This window comes from Hutsoniella sourekii ATCC 700629 (assembly GCF_000518205.1).
Lineage (GTDB): Bacteria > Bacillota > Bacilli > Lactobacillales > Aerococcaceae > Hutsoniella > Hutsoniella sourekii.
Genome location: NZ_JADD01000013.1, coordinates 33345 through 51559, shown reverse-complemented (window position 1 = coordinate 51559; position 18215 = coordinate 33345). Strand labels below are relative to the sequence as shown.

At 41.3% G+C, this 18215-nt stretch carries 17 protein-coding genes; 1 reads left to right on the top strand and 16 read right to left on the bottom strand.

All coding sequences use genetic code 11. From position 1 onward, the window contains the following. Positions 1-38: 38 nt before the first annotated feature. A complete protein-coding gene (gene metG / locus T408_RS0103705; protein WP_028118751.1) occupies positions 39-2072 on the bottom strand; it encodes a methionine--tRNA ligase in 2034 nt (677 codons plus the stop codon). A gap of 139 nt (positions 2073-2211) precedes the next feature. After that, positions 2212-3819: a C40 family peptidase gene (locus T408_RS0103700; protein ID WP_028118750.1), complete on the bottom strand. Its 1608-nt coding sequence runs from the start codon at positions 3817-3819 to the stop codon at positions 2212-2214. A gap of 269 nt (positions 3820-4088) precedes the next feature. On the opposite strand from T408_RS0103700, the gene tyrS reads away from it, so the two are divergent. Next, positions 4089-5369, top strand: a complete 1281-nt coding sequence (gene tyrS, locus T408_RS0103695) for a tyrosine--tRNA ligase (protein WP_028118749.1) — start codon at positions 4089-4091, stop codon at positions 5367-5369. Positions 5370-5457: 88 nt separating this feature from the next. On the opposite strand, the gene T408_RS12055 is transcribed toward tyrS, so the two are convergent. From T408_RS12055 to T408_RS10780, 14 genes are all read right to left on the bottom strand, one after another. Then, complete coding sequence (locus tag T408_RS12055; RefSeq protein ID WP_157060754.1) at positions 5458-5628, bottom strand: hypothetical protein; 171 nt, start codon at positions 5626-5628, stop codon at positions 5458-5460. Further along, on the bottom strand, positions 5628-6329 hold the full coding sequence (locus T408_RS10790; RefSeq protein WP_051444773.1) for an NAD(P)H-dependent oxidoreductase: 702 nt from the start codon (positions 6327-6329) through the stop codon (positions 5628-5630). Before T408_RS10790 ends, T408_RS12055 begins: the two co-directional genes overlap by 1 nt. Further along, on the bottom strand, positions 6326-7744 hold the full coding sequence (locus T408_RS0103680; RefSeq protein ID WP_028118748.1) for a sensor histidine kinase: 1419 nt from the start codon (positions 7742-7744) through the stop codon (positions 6326-6328). Before T408_RS0103680 ends, T408_RS10790 begins: the two co-directional genes overlap by 4 nt. Beyond that, on the bottom strand, positions 7741-8460 hold the full coding sequence (locus T408_RS0103675) for a response regulator transcription factor (RefSeq protein ID WP_028118747.1): 720 nt from the start codon (positions 8458-8460) through the stop codon (positions 7741-7743). The genes T408_RS0103680 and T408_RS0103675 overlap by 4 nt, the downstream gene beginning before the upstream one ends. 212 nt (positions 8461-8672) lie before the next feature. Then, positions 8673-9095, bottom strand: coding sequence for a single-stranded DNA-binding protein (locus T408_RS10785; protein WP_035420018.1), 423 nt, complete (start codon positions 9093-9095; stop codon positions 8673-8675). 80 nt (positions 9096-9175) lie between these two features. Next, the gene (gene whiA, locus T408_RS0103665) at positions 9176-10096 is read right to left on the bottom strand and encodes a DNA-binding protein WhiA (protein WP_028118746.1); all 921 of its coding nucleotides are present in this window, start codon (positions 10094-10096) and stop codon (positions 9176-9178) included. A gap of 18 nt (positions 10097-10114) precedes the next feature. Then, positions 10115-11134 (bottom strand): gluconeogenesis factor YvcK family protein, encoded by a 1020-nt coding sequence (locus tag T408_RS0103660; protein WP_028118745.1) that lies wholly within the window; start codon positions 11132-11134, stop codon positions 10115-10117. Beyond that, on the bottom strand, positions 11131-12018 hold the full coding sequence (gene rapZ / locus T408_RS0103655) for an RNase adapter RapZ (protein WP_028118744.1): 888 nt from the start codon (positions 12016-12018) through the stop codon (positions 11131-11133). Before rapZ ends, T408_RS0103660 begins: the two co-directional genes overlap by 4 nt. 106 nt (positions 12019-12124) lie before the next feature. Continuing rightward, a complete protein-coding gene (locus T408_RS0103650; RefSeq protein WP_028118743.1) occupies positions 12125-13843 on the bottom strand; it encodes a phospho-sugar mutase in 1719 nt (572 codons plus the stop codon). 172 nt (positions 13844-14015) lie between these two features. Continuing rightward, a complete protein-coding gene (trxB, locus tag T408_RS0103645) occupies positions 14016-14954 on the bottom strand; it encodes a thioredoxin-disulfide reductase (protein ID WP_028118742.1) in 939 nt (312 codons plus the stop codon). Next, complete coding sequence (locus T408_RS0103640; RefSeq protein WP_028118741.1) at positions 14944-15996, bottom strand: NAD(P)H-dependent glycerol-3-phosphate dehydrogenase; 1053 nt, start codon at positions 15994-15996, stop codon at positions 14944-14946. Before T408_RS0103640 ends, trxB begins: the two co-directional genes overlap by 11 nt. A 19-nt stretch (positions 15997-16015) precedes the next feature. After that, positions 16016-16831, bottom strand: coding sequence for a prolipoprotein diacylglyceryl transferase (gene lgt, locus T408_RS0103635; protein ID WP_028118740.1), 816 nt, complete (start codon positions 16829-16831; stop codon positions 16016-16018). A gap of 1 nt (position 16832) precedes the next feature. Beyond that, on the bottom strand, positions 16833-17768 hold the full coding sequence (gene hprK / locus T408_RS0103630; RefSeq protein ID WP_028118739.1) for an HPr(Ser) kinase/phosphatase: 936 nt from the start codon (positions 17766-17768) through the stop codon (positions 16833-16835). A 108-nt stretch (positions 17769-17876) separates the two neighbouring features. Next, complete coding sequence (locus T408_RS10780) at positions 17877-18203, bottom strand: PspC domain-containing protein (RefSeq protein WP_035420013.1); 327 nt, start codon at positions 18201-18203, stop codon at positions 17877-17879. Between the last annotated feature and the right edge of the window lie 12 nt (positions 18204-18215).

Here is an 18215-nt window from a genome sequence, read left to right as displayed (position 1 = left end):
ACCTTAACTCAACCTAAGAAGAGTTAAGGTTAAATGACTTATCCTAATAAAGCTCCATTATCTGCTTCGTCTGGTGCAAAGATTAGTCTTAAACTTCCATCCCCATTCTCAGCAGACAGGATCATCCCCTGACTAACAAGACCCATCATCTTACGTGGCTTCAAATTAGCCACAATAGCTAACTTTTTGCCTATTAATTCTTCGTAGTTTGGATAGGCCTTGGCGATGCCTGATAGAATCTGACGGTGACCTGAATCTCCAGCATCCAAACGGAAACGCAACAACTTATTAGAACCTTCTACTGGTGCTACATCAATCACTTCGGCAACTCGCATTTCTACTTGTATAAATTGGTCAAAGTCTACCGAAGGAACTTCCTCAACCAAAAACTCAATCTCTTCAGGTTGCCAATTAGGATCATCCACTGTCAATCTTTCGCTTTGAGGGGTCATTTGATCATGGATGAAAGCAACTTCTTCGTCTACATCCAACCGAGGGAAGATGGGTTGACCCTTTTCGATGGTCTTAGAATCTTGTGGGAAGTCTCCCCATGTTAGGTCTTTCAAGTCCTTAGCAAGCTCTTGTTCAATGCCCAACTGTTTAAAGATTTGCTCTGGCGCATCTGGCATAAAGGGACGTAATAAGTGGGCCACGATTCTTAACGATTCTGCCAGATGATACATCGTAGACTGAAGCAGACCTTTGTTAGCTTCATCTTTAGCAAGTACCCAAGGCTCTGTTTCGTCAATATATTTATTGGTCCGAGAAACAATCGTCATCACTTGATCCAAAGCCTCACTAAAGCCTAACTTATCTAGAGCTTGGTGATAAGATTCAATTCGCTCATTTACTAAGCTTTCAAATTCTGAATCAATAGCATGAGCGACTAGCTCATCAGTCGCTGGGGTTGGCACGTGACCCTCAAAGTATTTATTCATCATGGCTACTGTCCGGTTCAATAAATTACCCAAGTCATTAGCTAACTCAAAATTGACGCGATTAACAAAGTCTTCCGGTGTGAAAACAGTGTCATTACCCTGACTCATCTCTCGCAAGAGATAGAAACGAGTTGCATCTAAACCATACCGGTCAATCAGGGTATCTGGATAAATAACATTACCCTTAGATTTAGACATTTTGCCATCTTTCATTACGATCCAACCATGGGCAAAGATTTGTTTTGGAATTTCTATGCCTAAAGCCATCAGCATCGCCGGCCAATAAATCATATGGAAACGAGAGATATCTTTACCAACCATATGGAGATCGGCTGGCCAATATTTATCAAAGAGTGTCGTGTCCTCTCCACCATAACCTAAGTTCGTAATATAGTTGGACAAAGCATCTATCCATACATAAACAACATGCTTAGGATTAGACTTTACAGGGATTCCCCAAGAAAATGAAGTCCGCGAGATAGCCAAGTCTTCCAAACCAGGTTTGATGAAGTTATTAATCATTTCTGTTTGCCGGTAATCTGGCTTCAAGAAGTCTGGATGGGACTCGTAATAGTCGATTAGGCGGTCGGCATAATTACTTAAACGGAAGAAATAAGATTCCTCCTTAACTAGCTCGACATCATGACCACTTGGGGCCTTTCCACCAATCACTTTTCCTTGGTCATCCTTGTAGACTTCCACTAATTGACTTTCGGTAAAGTATTCTTCATCACTAACTGAATACCAACCTTCATACTCTCCTAAGTAAATATCGCCTTGATCGAGTAATTGTTGGAAGATTTTTTGGATAGCTTTCTTGTGATAATCATAAGTAGTCCGCATAAAGGTCGTATTCGTAATTTTCATTCTCTTCCATAGACCTTGAATTTCTTCTGCCATTTGGTCTACATAGATTTGCGGATCCAAATTCAATTCAGCCGCTTTTTTCTCAATTTTTTGCCCGTGTTCATCCGTTCCGGTTAGAAAGTAAACGTCATAACCCATGAGACGTTTATAACGAGCAAGGGCATCACAAGCAACGGTCGTGTAGGTGTTACCAATGTGAATCTTGCCACTTGGATAATAAATGGGGGTAGTTAAATAATAGCTAGGTTTTTGATTTGTTTCGGTCACGAATGAGTGCCTCCTTTATTAATTGAATAATCTCCTACCATTATAGCACAAGCCATCCACTTATAGATAACTTGTCCCTAATATAATTAAAATAAAATAAAGCCATCAGTTTTTCTGATGGCTTAAAACAAATGATAAATTAACGGTTAACTCTCAAGGCCCATTGTGGAGTAAAGTTAGAAACCTTGTTATATTCTAATGGTGTTCCTGGTTGAGAAGCGTGGATATAGTTTCCGTCACCCGTTGCGATCGCCACATGGTAAGTACTTCCTTGATTACCCCAGAAGTAGAGGTCTCCTGCTTGAGCTTCGCCTACGCTAATAGCGGTTCCTGAACCTTCTTGAGCACCAGTCCATCCACCGACGTCAATACCGTATGTTTCATTAAATACATATTGAACAAATCCAGAACAGTCAAATCCACTTGGATTCTTACCACCCCATACGTAAGGTGTTCCTAGATACTTCTCAGCATTAGAGATCAATGAATTAACGTTAGCCTGAGCTGCTTCCGCTCTCTGGCTAGCAGCAGCGACTTCTGCTTGAGCAGCTGCTACACGTTCCTGTGCTGCTGCTTGAGCGGCCGCTTGGTCTTGACTTGCTTGAGCTTGAGCTTGTGCAGCGGCTTCCTGCGCTTGAGCTTGGGCTGCTTGAGCCTGGGCCTGTGCTTCAGCGGCTGCTGCTTCTTGAGCCGCTTGAGCCTGGGCTTGAGCCTCAGCATAAGCTGCTTCATTTAATACTGAAGTGACTTCTCCAGTTTCAGCATTTGTTACTTCTTCATAGTAAGCATCTGCTGCGACTTCTGCTGGAGCTTGAGCAGCTACAGCATCTGCTTGAGCCTGAGCTTCGGCAGCAACAGCTTGGGCTTGGCTAGCAGCTGCATCCGACGCTGGATCAACAGCTACAAGAGCGTCTGCTTCAGCTTGAGCCTGGGCAGCGGCTTCTTGCGCTTGAGCAAGGGCTTGAGCTTCAGCATCTGCTTGGGCTTGCGCAGCCGCAATCGCTTCTTGCTCTGCCTTTAAAGCAGCCTCTTGTGCAGCTGCAGCTTCAGCAGCGACTACACGTTGTGCTTCAATGAAAGCAGCTTTCTCTTGAATGAGTGCCTCGCGATTGGCAGCAGCGATATTGATATCATTGCTTAGTTGATTGTAGACAGCTTCTTGATCAGCTGTATGAGCAGAAAGTTCTCCTTTAAGACTTTCTAATTCATTCATTTTTTCAACTTTAGCTTGCTTCGTAGCTTCCGTTTCCTTCTTAGCTGCATCTACGCTGGCTTTATCATCTTTTTGAGTGTTTAATAAATCGCGGTTAGCGTCAACCATTTTGCGGACAACATCTACGCGTCCAACAAAGTCACTGACACCTTCTGAGGCTGTTACGTAATTTAAATAGTTTGCTGATCCCGTACTAGTCTGTACCGCGCGAGCTTGCTTAGCTAAGACTTCTTGACGCTTAGCAATAACATCTTCAAGTTTAGCGATCTCAGCTTCTAATTCTTCTAATCGGTTATTATCTGCTTCTAGTCCAGCTAATACTTGATTAGCCTCTTCTTGCAAGATATTGATTTGTCCGTATAAGTTTTGTAATTCTTCATATAAATTAGCTTGTTGAGCAGAAAGACCTTCGATTTGAAGTTCAGTGTCTTGAATCATCGCATCGTAGTCTTGGGCAAATGCTTGAGCGCTTGGAGCTGCAGCAGCGACTACCATTGCCGATGTGAATAAAGTTTTGAAAATACTTTTCTTCATTAGTAACATTTCTCCTTAATCAAAGTTTATATATAAGTAAGTGGTTTTTTTATAAAATAAACTAATTCCTTTTGAATTAGGCATGAATGTATAATACCATCTTTTTTAAGCTTTGGGAGGCTTTTAGTCAAAAAGTATTCTCTTTGTAACATTGCTGTAATTAATTAAGAATTTTTAAAGTTATTTAAAATTACTTTGTTGGTTGTAATTGAGCCATTGAATCCATATAATATTTATTAGACTAAAGAAATTTATCAAGGAGGATAAAGATGACATCAATTATTGATGATTTACAGTGGCGTGGGGCCATTAATCAACAAACGGATGCCGAAGGGCTTAAGAAGCTAGTTGAAGATAAGGCTATCTACCTCTATTGTGGCGTAGACCCAACGGGGGATTCTATGCATATTGGCCACTTGATTCCTTTTATGATCCTTAAACGATTCCAATTAGCTGGTCATAATCCGGTAGTAGTCATTGGGGGAGCGACTGGATCTATTGGTGATCCAAGTGGACGAACCAGTGAACGAACATTACAAACCATGGACGTGGTTAATGAGAATGCTCGCAAATTAACCCAGCAAATGGAACGTCTTTTTGTAAACAATGATGATAGCAACAATTCTTTTACTATTTATAACAACTATGATTGGTTAAGTAAACTTTCCTTGCTCGACTTTTTAAGAGATTACGGCAAACACTTCAATATCAATACGATGCTTGCCAAGGATATTGTCTCAAGTCGTTTGGAACATGGGATTTCATTTACTGAATTCTCTTATCAGATCTTACAATCCATTGATTTTCATTACTTATATAAGAATCATCAAATTCAGTTACAGATTGGTGGTGCAGACCAGTGGGGGAATATCACAGCTGGTTTAGACTTTATTCGTCGGATGGAAGGACCCGAAGCAGAAGCTTACGGCTTAACCATTCCACTCATGCTTAAATCAGATGGGACGAAATTTGGTAAATCCGCAGGAAATGCTATCTGGTTAGATCCAGAGCGCACAACTCCTTATGAATTCTACCAATTCTGGTTAAACCAAACGGATGAGGACACACCTAAATTCTTGAAGTACTTTACCTTCTTATCTAAGGAAGAGATTGAAGCGCTTGAAGAGGAGATCAAAGATCGCCCTCATTTAAGAACTGCTCAAAAACGATTAGCTGAAGAAATCACTGAGTTTGTGCATGGCAAAGAAGCGTTAGAAGATGCACAAAAAATTACGGATGCTTTATTTAGTGGCGACATTCGCTCTTTGACACCTGAACAAATTGAAACAGGTTTTAAGAATATGCCTCAATTTGAAGCACCAGTTAATAGCGAGCACCCTGAACTAGCTATTTGGCTAGTGGATACTGGCTTAGTGGATTCAAGACGTCAAGCCAGAGAATTCGTCTCCAATGGAGCCATCTCAATTAATGGGAAAAAAATAACCGATGTCGATTATCCAATTAGTAAAGCGGATGCCATTGGTGACAAATATATTGTTGTTCGTCGCGGACGTAAAAATTATTTCCTAATCACCTTAGTGAACGATTAAGACGCCGTTACCAAAGATGAGGCAACTAATAAAAGCGCGCAAGCAAAGATTCAATCTTCATCTTTGCTTGCGCGCTTATTTAGTCTATTTATTGATGGTCCCATTCTTTACGACTCCAGGACTGTCCATCTAATTGTTGCCTTTGCTGTTGCAAGCGTTTCTTTTGTTCAAGATCGACTTGCCCTAAGACATACAATAAGGCTTTAGTGGGATAATTCTTGGCTTGCTTCATTATCTTTTCCAGACTAGGTGCTGCCATCATCTTCTCCAATCATTCATTTCATAAAGCGAATCTACTTCCTCAGCTTGCTGATCCATTTGTTCCAACATTAGATCCAAAAAGATCTGATCGGTTATCTCTAAAGTCAGATCTTCTTGTGTTAAATTTTGAACCTTATCTATCATGTAGTGCTGAAACTGGCGAAAACTCGAGAAAGAACCAGTCTCCAAATAGCAAACATATTCAGCCAACAATCGGTATTGCTCTTCATCAGTCAGACGATCATACTGATGAATTAAAAAAGGCTCTAAATAGGTCATCTGGAAATGACGCGCTAAAGTCTCATAAGGGCTCAAGAGATCACTAATCACACGCCCTTCTCGACCCGTCGGTTGGAAGGCTTGAGCTTTCACCCCCATATTGATAACTAATCCTAATTCTTTACCTGCTAAATCTTGGTATAAATCATCTAATTTAAAGTCCGTATCCAACACCTGGTCAAGCCACTGCTTCAATATAGCCGGAGCCTGGTACCAGTAGAGAGGAAATTGGAAGATAATTCGATCAGTAGCTAACAGATCTTCAATTTCTTTTTCACGGTCAAAATTCCCCTGCCTATCTACTTCTTGCATTAAGTATTTATAGTGAGTTTTTGTCAGTGCTTGGCCAGATTGAATCAGAAATTGCTGGCTCCCCGAATCCTCCACTTGAGGATGAGCTAAATAAACCCGTGTAATCACGTTTCATCACTCTCCTTTCTAAGTGGCAGACGAACCGTAAAAGTTGAGCCTTTTCCTTTTTGGCTGGTAACACTGATGTGGCCACCATGAGCTTCAACCAAGGAACGAACCAAGGAAAGACCAATCCCAGACTCGCCAAACTTGGTGTTTTTACGTGACTCATCCACTTTGTAAAATCGCTCCCAGATTCGATCCAGATCCTCGGGATCCATCCCAATGCCTTGATCTATCACTTGGATCTGACTTTCCTTGGCTAACATCTGTCCCTTGAGAAGAATCTCAGAATCTTTTGAAAATTGAATGGCATTGGTTACTAAATTAATAATAATTTGAACCAAGCGATCATAATCCGCCCAAAAGGTTAACCCCTCAGGCGCTTCGATTGTGACCTGGTTATTATTTTCTTTGGCTTTGACATTCATTTGCTCTTGAACTTGCTTAAAGAGCTGTTGACCATCAATTAACCGTTTAGTTAGCGTAAATTGATGGCTACGAATCTTTTCGTAATCCAAATTCTCATTCACTAAGCGCGTTAAACGCTTGGTTTCTTTACTAATCAATTCAAGACTTCGACCTCTTTGCTTTTCAGGAATCATATTATATTGTAAGCCTTCAATCAAGCCAGCCATGGTTGTTAGTGGCGTTCGCATTTCATGAGCCACATCCATCATGAATTGACTGCGCAATTCTTCTTGTCGTTTAATCTCTTCCTGTGAGGCTGCTAGTGATTGAGCCATCACTTCAAAGTCCCGCGCCAAATCGCCAAATTCATCAGTTCCTGTCGTGTCCAAATTAACTGCATAGTTACCAGAAGCAATCTTCTTGGTAGCTACTTGAAGTCTAGAAATCTTCCGATTTTGATAGAGAGCCGTCATTAAACTAATAGCTAGACCGATCAAGCTAGAAATAATAAAGGATACCAAAATATTTTCTCTAACAGCACTTAATTGCTCCTCCAAACCACTTAGAGGGGCCGCCAAACTGATAAATCCACTCGGAAATTCCCCTACATTTGAATGTGGCAAATAGACAGTTAAATAAGACTTTAATTCGCCATTGACACTTCGACGATCTGTTCGTCTAAAGCCCAACTGTTGACCTGAGTTTAGAATAGCCAACTCTTCTTGACTCAAAGGCGCATCATAATCTGGATCGTAGAGGGGGTAGATTGTTCGACCATCCTCTAAATAAACCTGGATGATGATTTCTTCACTGGCCAACAATTGAGAGGCACGGATCAGGTCTGTTCTTGAAAAATTATTATTTACAATATTACGGCCATAATTTAATAACTGTTCTTCCCGGGTATTTTCAATTTGTTTTACCATATAATTCTCGATTCGGCTAGAAAGAAAGGCCAAAATCACAATAATAACTACAAAGAATCCTAGCAATTGTTGCCAGAGGAATTTCATTCTTGATCACCAAGTTCTTCGTACTTATATCCAATCCCCCAGACTGTCTGAATTACTTGACTACCCACCGTTTCTATTTTTTGACGGAGCTTCTTAATGTGCGCATCCACTGTTCGCTCATCACCATAGAAGGGATCTTCCCACAAGCTAGTCAATAAATCATCGCGGCTAAATACTCGCTTAGGGTTTGAAGCAAACATGACCAACAAGTCAAACTCTTTGGGGGTCAAATTTTCAATTTCTTTCCCGTTGTAGTAAGCCTCTCGGGTGCTGGTGTTGATCTGGATAACATTAGTTTCAACATCAAAGTCAGACACTGAATCCGACTGACTAGTCTCAGTTGGATTAACATGAGCACGGCGATAAAGGGCCTTAATTCTAGCCAATAAGGTAATCGGACTAAATGGCTTGGTTACATAGTCGTCAGCGCCCATCTCTAACCCTAGAACTTGATCACTTTCAGAATCACGCGCTGTTAGCATAATGATAGGCGTTTGTTCACCATGCTCGCGAATTTTGCGGCAGACCTGCATGCCATCCATCGATGGTAAATTCAAATCCAAAATAACAATATCCCATTTACCTGGATCCGCTTGGTAAACATCATAGCCTTCAGCTCCATCATGGATAAAGGTTGCTTGGTAGTCCTCATTTTCAAAGAACATTGACATCATTTCACTGACAGATTCATTATCTTCAATCATTAATATATTCATTCTGAACCCTCCTATTAATCTCTCACCCATTATATCATTGGTGACCCCTGTTAAGAAATAAGTTCCCATTTCATTATAACCTGAATAAATAAATAATGCCCAAGAAGGAAAAAGTTTAATAAATATTTCAAGTTCCCTCAACCATTTCCTTACAAAAAAATCAAAAACTAGCTAATTCCTCCATTAGGTCAAGAATTAGCTAGTCCTATTAATTATTTCATCGTTTCCATTACAGCATCAATATCTTCTTGCATTTGGCTGGAATCAGGTAAGTCTTCCGCTTTCTTATCTTGAAATTCGCCTGTCCCACTGGCTCTTCGATTAGAAGGGCAGGAGACTTGATCAACCAAACATTCGACAACATATACCTTTTGCCCTTGTTGATTCTCATAAGAGCGACTCTGCATCAAACCTGATATGACAATCAAATCTCCCTTTTGACACCGTTCCTTCATAAAATCAGCTTGACGGTTCCAGATAACAAATGGAATAAAGTCAGTTAGTTTTTCACCATTGCGATCAACATAAGGTCGGTCAATCGCTAAGGTGTTATTAATGACTCTGGCTTGGCCCGTCCCAACCGATTTGAGCTCCACTTCTCTGACAATGCGACCGCACAAAACAACATTATTCATAATAAATCCTCCTTTAAATCAGTGGGTCTATTATATAAATACACATTTTTTGCGGATTTGCATTTTTTTGCTTGGATTTATTATAAATTATCTGCTAATTCAATTAGCTTGCGCAAACGATGATTGACGCCAGATTTGGAAATAGGCCCTCCAGGAACTAATTCCCCGAGCTCCTTTAAGCTCATATCCGGATTTTCCAGGCGAAAACGCGCCATTAACTCAAGCTTTTCAGGTAGGCTAGACAAGCCTACCTGCTCATCCAAAAGACGAATCGCCTGAATTTGCTTTTGCGAAGCGGTAATCGTCTTGTTCATATTGGCATTTTCACAATTAACAAGACGGTTTACAGAATTCCTGACATCTCTAAGAATTCTTATATCTTCGAATTTTAAGACGGCTGCATCCGCTCCGATTAAGGCTAGAAAATCAGAAATCTTTTCTGCTTCTTTTAGGTAGGTGATATAACCATTGCGCCGTTGGACCGTCTTAGCATTTAGGTTAAATTTATTCATCAGATAACAGATAGCATCATTATGATTTTCATAATTTGAATAGATCTCCAAATGATAATTATTAGAGCCAGGATCATTGACCGAGCCACCGGCCAAAAAGGCCCCCCGCAAGTAGGACCGGGTCAAAGAATCATCATTCAAAATATCATCTTCAATGGCCGTATCAATAGCTAAGCCATTAAAAATCTTTAAGTCAGCTAAAATGTTTTTTACACCGTAGCGACACCGAACAATATAAACGTTATTTTTCTTGAGCTTCATCTTGCGTCTAACAATCAATTCGCCTTCAGTCTGGTAGAAGGTCTTCAATAAACTATAAATCCGACGCGCGATAGCAGCATTTTCAGTTTGTACATTTAGGATAAATTGCTGATTATAAATACTAACAGCTCCGTTCATTCGAATCAGAGCTGTTAGTTCAGCTTTAGCGTGTTCTCGGTGTACCTCTAGGAGGGTACACTCTTTTTTTACTTCCGAGGCAAAGGTCACAATAAATCAAGACCCCTTTCAGCTCGATTGACGAGCGTGATTTTTTGAATTAAGTTTTATCGTATCCAAGATATAACCTAGCTCTTCCACTACTTTTTTTGTGTCGTGGTAAGCGCCACCTTCCTTCATACTCAAAAACTCACTAGAAATAACCCGGCAACCTTCCGCGCGTAAGGCTTGGAAATCATGGCGCACTTGTAACAAATATTCTTCATTCGGCTGATTTCGGATATAATCTTCTGGTACTGGCGTGATATTTACTAGAACCGTATCAACAATATGATCACCTAGGTGTTCATGAAGGACACGGACATGATCGGCGTCAGTGAAGTTTTCCGTTTCGCCTAGCTGGGTCATAATATTACACACATAGACCACTTCAGCTTCTGTTTGCTTCATAGCATCGCCAATCTCTTGAATCATCAAATTAGGCAAAATACTAGTATATAGAGAGCCCGGCCCCAAAACAATCAAATCCGCATCCATAATCGCTTCTACCACACGTGGCGAGGCATGAGTAGCCGGTTGACCTTCTTGATTAGTGAGATAGACACGTGATATCTTCTTACGGTGTTGAGCAATCTTAGACTCCCCTACAGCTGTTGTTCCATCTTCAAATTCGGCATGCAAGACTAGTGCATCAGGAGCAGCTGGTAGGATTTGCCCTTTAACTCGCATCCACCGCGATAAAATATTAATCGCTTCTTCTAACGACCCGTTCATTTCTTTGAGAGCAGCTATTAGTAAATTGCCAATCGCGTGCCCTGCTAGAAAGGCATCCTCACTATCAAATCGATACTGGAAAAGATCACTCAATTGAGGTTCAACATCCGCTAAAGCCATCATACAGTTACGAATATCACCAGGGGGAACCACGTTGACGTAATCACGAATGGCTCCACTCGACCCCCCATCGTCAGCGACGGTAACAATAGCAGAAATATTGGCTTCCAAGTCTTTCAAGCCACGCAAAATAACTGGAAGACCCGTTCCACCACCAATAACCGCTACATTGTTACGAAATTTGTTTTCCATCATGATCGATTCACCGATTCCTTTACTTTGCCAGCGTCACGGTGAGTCAGATTCACAACATAGTCATCATTTTCTAAGTGTTGAGCAATGCGTCTTGCCAAGGAGACGGACCGATGTCTTCCTCCCGTACATCCAATAGCAATTGTCACACTCGATTTACCTTCACGTTTATAACCAGGTAGGCAGAACTCAATTAAATCCATAAACTTATAATAGAAGGTCTGAGTTTCAGGTTGTTTCATCACATAGTCATAGACGGGTTGATCCATTCCGGTTTGTGGGCGCAATTCATCGATGTAGTGCGGATTCGGTAGAAAACGAACATCCATCATAACATCAGCGTCCATTGGTGCCCCATATTTAAAACCAAAAGATACCACATTAACAACAAACCCTGTGTAATCAGCTGTTGCGAAGGTAGAGATAATCTCTTCTCTTAATTGTCTAGGCGTCAAATCACTCGTGTCAATAACCATCTGCGCTCTGGTCCGAATGTCTTCAAGCAACCTTCTTTCTTTTTGAATGCCCTCGAAAGGACGGTCTTCATGAGCTAGAGGGTGCCCACGTCTAGTCTCTTTATAACGCGACACTAGAGCTTGGTCGCTAGCATCCAAGAAGAGAATTCGCGTCGTAATAAACTGTGTATTATCCATTTGTTGAATGACATTATTTAATTCACTAAAAAATTCCCGCGTCCGCAAATCAATAACGAGAGCAATCTTTGTGATTTTGCCATTTTCCTTCATCAATTCCCAGAAATTAGGCAATAAGTTAGGTGGCATATTATCAATACAATAGTAGCCCAAATCTTCAAAACTTTGCACCGCTACAGTCTTACCCGCACCGCTCATGCCTGTAATAATGACTAATTCTAAGGTGTCGGTCATTGCAATCGCTCCTTACCGTTTTAGTATTGTTCATTATATCATATTTTAAGTTTAAAGTCGTTGACTCCCCCTTAGCAAAAAAAGCCCCCAAAAGGGGGCTCATTAATTAAGCAGTGAGGGCTCGAATACTCGCTTCAATCTTTTCAGCCTTATCTAAGGCAGCTTGCTTGTCTTCAGCTTGGGTTCCTAGATAAAGCTTAATCTTAGGTTCCGTTCCACTTGGTCGGAAGGCAACCCAACTGCCGTCTTCTAAGAAGAGTTTGAGTGCATCAGATACTGGTAAGGTTAATTTAGATTCTTGACCTTCTTTATCGTAAGTCACACTATTCAAATAGTCATTGGTATAGTCGACCGCAATGCCTCCAATTTCTTGAGGGCGTGACTGACGAACAGAATCCATAATCTCAGCCATCTTTTCTTTACCTGATAAGCCTGGGAAATCAACAGAGATTGTTTTTTCATAGAAATAACCGTGCTGATCATAAATAGCTTCCAAGGCATCTCCTAATGTGCGACCGGCCTTCTTGTGGTAAGCCGTTAATTCAGATAAGACAACCAGAGCTTGAATGGCATCCTTATCACGAACAAATGGCTTGACCAAGTAGCCGTAACTTTCCTCAAATCCCATGACGAAAGTATGGTTACCGGTTTCTTCATATTCTTTGATCTTCTCGGCAATAAATTTAAAGCCGGTGAGAACTTCTACCATTTCAAGGTCATAGCTGGCTAAAATTTGATCCGCTAAATTGGTTGAAACGATTGACTTCACGGCCACACTATTTGCTGGTAAGTCATCTTTTGCTTTGCGGGCTGCCAAAATATAATCAAGCATCAATGAAGCGATCTGATTACCAGTTAGTAATTGATAACTACCATCAGACTTACGAATCATCGCTCCCAGACGGTCAGCATCTGGGTCCGTTGCTAGTAGTATATCTGCTTCGACTTGATGGCCTAATTTCTCAGCTAATTCGAAGGCTTCAGGAGACTCAGGGTTAGGTGAAGCAACCGTTGGAAAATCACCGTCAGGTTTTCTTTGTTCTTCAACAACGTGGATATTCTTGAAGCCTGCTTGGTCCAATGCCTTGAGTCCAATCTCAAGACCCGTTCCGTGTAGAGGGCTAAAGACAATTTCTACATCATCTGCCATTTCTTGAATCACTTGCGGATCAATCGTTACGGCTTTCATTTCCTCTAAATAGGCTTGATCCACTCGCTCGCCAATAATTTCAATGGTTCCAGAGCCTAGTAGTTCTGTCTTATCTCCGATAGCGACCTCAAGGGGATTGCTAACTGCTTTCACATAGTTAGTTAAATTATCAGCATCTTCTGGTGGCATTTGCCCTCCATCACTGCCATAAACCTTATAACCATTATAAGCCGCTGGATTATGGGAAGCTGTGATCATAATTCCGGCATAAGTCTTTAAGTATCTAACCGCGAAGGATAGCACAGGTGTAGGTCTTAAACTTTCGTAAACATAACTTTTAATTCCGTGATTACCGAGAACTAGCGCCGCTTCCATAGCGAACTCTGGTGAGAAGTGTCTAGAGTCATATGCAATTGCTACGCCTTGTTCCTTGGCTTGCGGACCGGCTTCTAGGATCAATTGAGCCAATCCTTCTGTTGCTTGACGCACGGTATAAATGTTCATCCGATTGGTTCCTGTGCCAAGGGTTCCACGCATCCCTGCCGTTCCAAAACTCAAGGAAGCTCCAAATGCATCTTCAATTTCTGCTTCAGATAAAGTTTGAAGTTGCTCTTTGAGTAGGGGATCAAGTTGTTCATTATTTACCCACAATTCATAGGTTTCTTGCCACGTCATCATTAACGCCACCTTTCAATTATTATGCGCTTTCATTATACCATTTCATTAGAATTTTAGCACTCTTTTAATGAACAAATCATAATAAAAGACGACGCTCTCTTCAATCATTTACATGAAAAATAAAAAAAGAAGACAAATCAACTTGTCTTCCTTCTTCTCTTATTTATTCTTAATCCTTTAAACTTTCAATATATTCATAAGCCTTTTGTCCAGCAATACTACCATCACCAACTGCTGTTGCCACTTGGCGTAAGTATTTCTGTCTAACATCCCCGATGGCATATAAACCTGGGATGCTTGTTTCCATTTGCTCATTTGTTATGATCCAACCTTCAGGATCCGTAATTTCAAGACCTTGAACCAGTTGGCTGTTGGGAATAACTCCGACATAAACAAAGACACCATCTGTTTTCAAGAGACTTTCTTGGCCGGTTTTAACATTGCGAATACTGACCGCTTCGACTAGATCGTTACCCATAATTTCTTCGACAACACTATCCCAAACAAAATCAATTTTATCATTGGCAAAAGCACGGTCTTGTAAGATTTTTTGCGCCCGTAGTTGGTCACGGCGATGAATAATCGTTACCCGGCTAGCAAATTGAGTCAAATAGTGACCTTCCTCAACCGCTGAGTCGCCACCCCCAACGACCACTAGATGTTTATCCTTGAAGAAGAAGCCGTCGCAGACCGCACAGTAGGACACCCCTCGACCGGCTAACTCCTTTTCACCCGGAACGTTCAATTCTCGATTATAGGAACCGGTCGCGATAATAACAACCGGTGCCCTATAGACTTGGTCGCCACTATAGACATACTTGGTAGAACCATCGACTTCAATGCGATCTACCTTACCGTAAGTATGTTCAGCTCCAAAAGCCGTTGAACTATCGTACATCTTCATAGCTAATTCTGTTCCCGATATCGCTGAAAAACCCGGATAGTTTTCAACTTCCGACGTATTTAGCAACTCTCCGCCTGGCGCCCCTTGCTCAATCACTAAAGTCTCTAAATTAGCTCTTGATGCATATAAGGCAGCAGTCATACCTCCAGGTCCTGCTCCAACTATTATGACATCTTTTTTTGTCGCTTCTGTATTATTCGTCATCTACATCCTCCTTGACGTGCTGGTCAAATGACGCTTCTTGCTTGCCAGCACGAGTCATTAATCGATTCACAGCTGTTGATAAATCCTGATTTCGGTAGAGTAATTGATAAAGGGTTTCGGTGATTGGCATTTCAACCCCGTGCTCTTTAGCCAACTCATAGGCAGCTTGGCAAGTGGTCATCCCTTCAACAACCATCGTCATCTCTTGGCCAACTTGATCGGCTGTCTTCCCTTCTGCGAATTTTAGACCGGCTTGATAATTTCTAGAATGAGGGCTGGTACAAGTCACAATTAAATCACCAACCCCACTTAGACCACTAAAGGTCAATGGATCTGCTCCCATTTCAATCCCTAATCGGCTAATTTCTGCTAGCCCTCGAGTGATTAAGGCCGCCTTGGCATTATCGCCATAACCACATCCATCAAGGATCCCACTGGCGAGAGCGATAATATTCTTAAGCGCTCCACCTAATTCCACTCCAATCACATCAGTATTGGTATAGACTCTAAAGTAAGGATTCATGAATATTCCTTGGACAGTAGTAGCAACTCGCAAATTTTGACTAGCTACCGTTAAAGTCGTTATATCTTGGCGCACCACCTCTTCAGCATGACTCGGTCCAGATAAGACCGCCACTTCTTGCTGTAGATCATCTCCCATCACTTGTTCAATGACTTGACTCACTCTTAGGTGGCTGGTCAATTCTAAACCCTTAGTTGCATGAACAATAATGGGCTGCTTAGTCATTTCAATTAATTGGGGGCGCAAGGATTCCATCAAAGACCGGATAGTCTGAGTTGGTGTCACCAATAATAGAAGCTCACAATTAGCTAAGGCTTGCTTTAAATCAGTAGTTGCTTGAATACTTTCAGGTAGGACCTGGTGGTTTGCAGGAAGATAGAAAGAGTTGGTATGGTGCTGATTAATTTCATCTATCACTTTCTGGTTGCGCCCCCAGATCATCACTGAATGACCATTTTCTGCTAAAACTTTAGCCAAAGCGCTCCCCCAAGACCCACTACCTAATACTGACATTTTCATCATTCATTCCTCCTATTCACTAGCTGACCTTCCGTCGATCGCTATAAAAAGGGACCCCATTTTTTCTCTGATAATACAATAGATATAGACCCATAATTATTAAAATCAAGGACAAAGCTTGAGATACTCTCAGACCCCCTAAGTATAAGCTATCGGTACGTAGAGCTTCTATCCAAAATCGGCCCAAGCCATACCAGATACAATAACAAGCGACTAAACCACCTTGTCTTAAGAGTTTGGGCTGGTTACGTAAGTAAATCATCACTAGAACCCCCAGTATACACCAGACAGACTCATATAAGAATGTGGGGTGGACATAGGTTTGATCTATATATAATTGTTGAATCATCCAAGAAGGCAGATAAAGGCTTTCCAGAAAGGCGCGTGAAACAGGCCCACCGTGGGCCTCCTGGTTGACAAAATTCCCCCAACGGCCAATAGCCTGAGCCATCATTGTTGCTGGAGCTGCAATATCAAGTAGAGTGATAAAAGAAAGGCCTCGTTTTCTAGCTTGATAATAGATGGTCGCAATCCCTGCGAGTACACCACCATAAATAGCCATACCACCTTGACGAATATTTAAAATATCCCAAGGACGGTCGATATAATCTTTAAAAGAAAATATTACATAATACAAACGAGCTCCCACTAAGCCAATAATTACGGACCAAAAAAATAGATCAAACAGGGTGTCTTCATCCAACTGCAAACGTCGACCCTCTTGTAGAAACATAAAATAACCGATGGCTGCCCCTAGAGCTATAATAATGGCATACCATCGAATTCCGACACCAAAAAGCTCAAAAGCCACCGGATCAATCCAGGCTAAGGTCATCTTACTCACCTTCTCGATTCGCTTCGATCAGTCTCCGCAAGTTATCATTGAACTTCTTCTTGGCATCGTAACCCATCTCAGTCGCGCGATAATTCATAGCAGCAGATTCAATGATAACCGCTAAGTTACGCCCTAACTTAACCGGAATAGAAATTTTTGGCACGTGAACATCAAAGATCTGTTCATAGGCCGTATCATAGCCAAGACGGTCATACTCGACGGTACCATCATCTAGAACTAAGTCAATGATCAGCTCTAAACGCTTAGAATCACGAATGGAAGCTACACCATATAAACTCATCACATCAATAATACCGAGTCCGCGAATCTCGATTAAATTCTTCAATATATCTGGCGATTCACCGATTAGGGTCCGCTCATCGATTTGGTAAAATTCAACACGGTCATCAGCGATCAAACGGTGACCTCTTTGGATCAATTCTAAGCCGGTCTCTGACTTACCAACCCCGCTCGCGCCCACTAATAATACGCCCATACCGAATACTTCAACAAAGACTCCATGCTTAGACATACGTTCAGCCAAGCGCATTTCCAAATAGTTGGCAATATTAGCTAAGACTCGACTCGTCTTTGATTGGCTAGTTAAAACCGGCACACCCTTGGTTTTAGCAATTTTAAGAAAGGAAGTAGGAATAGTAATGTCCCTTGAAAAAACAACAGCTGGTGTATCTTCGGTGATCACTAAATCAAATAATTCCTCTTGCTTATCTGAATCGTGTACATCAATATAATTCATTTCTGTTGAGCCAATTAGTTGAAGCCGTTCATGCGGATAATTATGGTCATAACCTGCTAATACCAAGCCCGGACGTGATACCTCACTTGAATAAATACGGCGATGGTCATGCTCCTTCCCACACACAAAAGACACATTTAAGGCCTCGACTAATTCACCGACTGTTACATAATCAATCATTATTATCTCCTTTTATCTATCATATCTTTCTACCATTATAGTTAAAAAAGGGGCTACTGACAAAATTTATCCACTAAAAAAGACCCGCATGACTGCGGGCCCTACTTATTAGAAATCAGACCAGTGATCTTCATCTTCTGGTGTAACGTCTTTACGCGCTTGTTCTTGATTACGATTAAAAGGATTGGTGTAACTGTAAGATTGGCCACCCGGTCTCTGATTGCCGGGTCCGGCTTGTCCTTGCACCTGATAGTCGTAAGGTAAGAAAATACCTAACGCAAAGTAGACCAAAATACCAAGTCCAGAACCAGCTAATGCTAAAATCAAAAAGATAGCTCGCACAATATTAACACTAATATCAAAATAATCAGCTAAACCTTGGCAAACGCCCATAAAACGTTTATTAACAGATGATTTATATAATTCTTTACGCATCACTATTTCCTC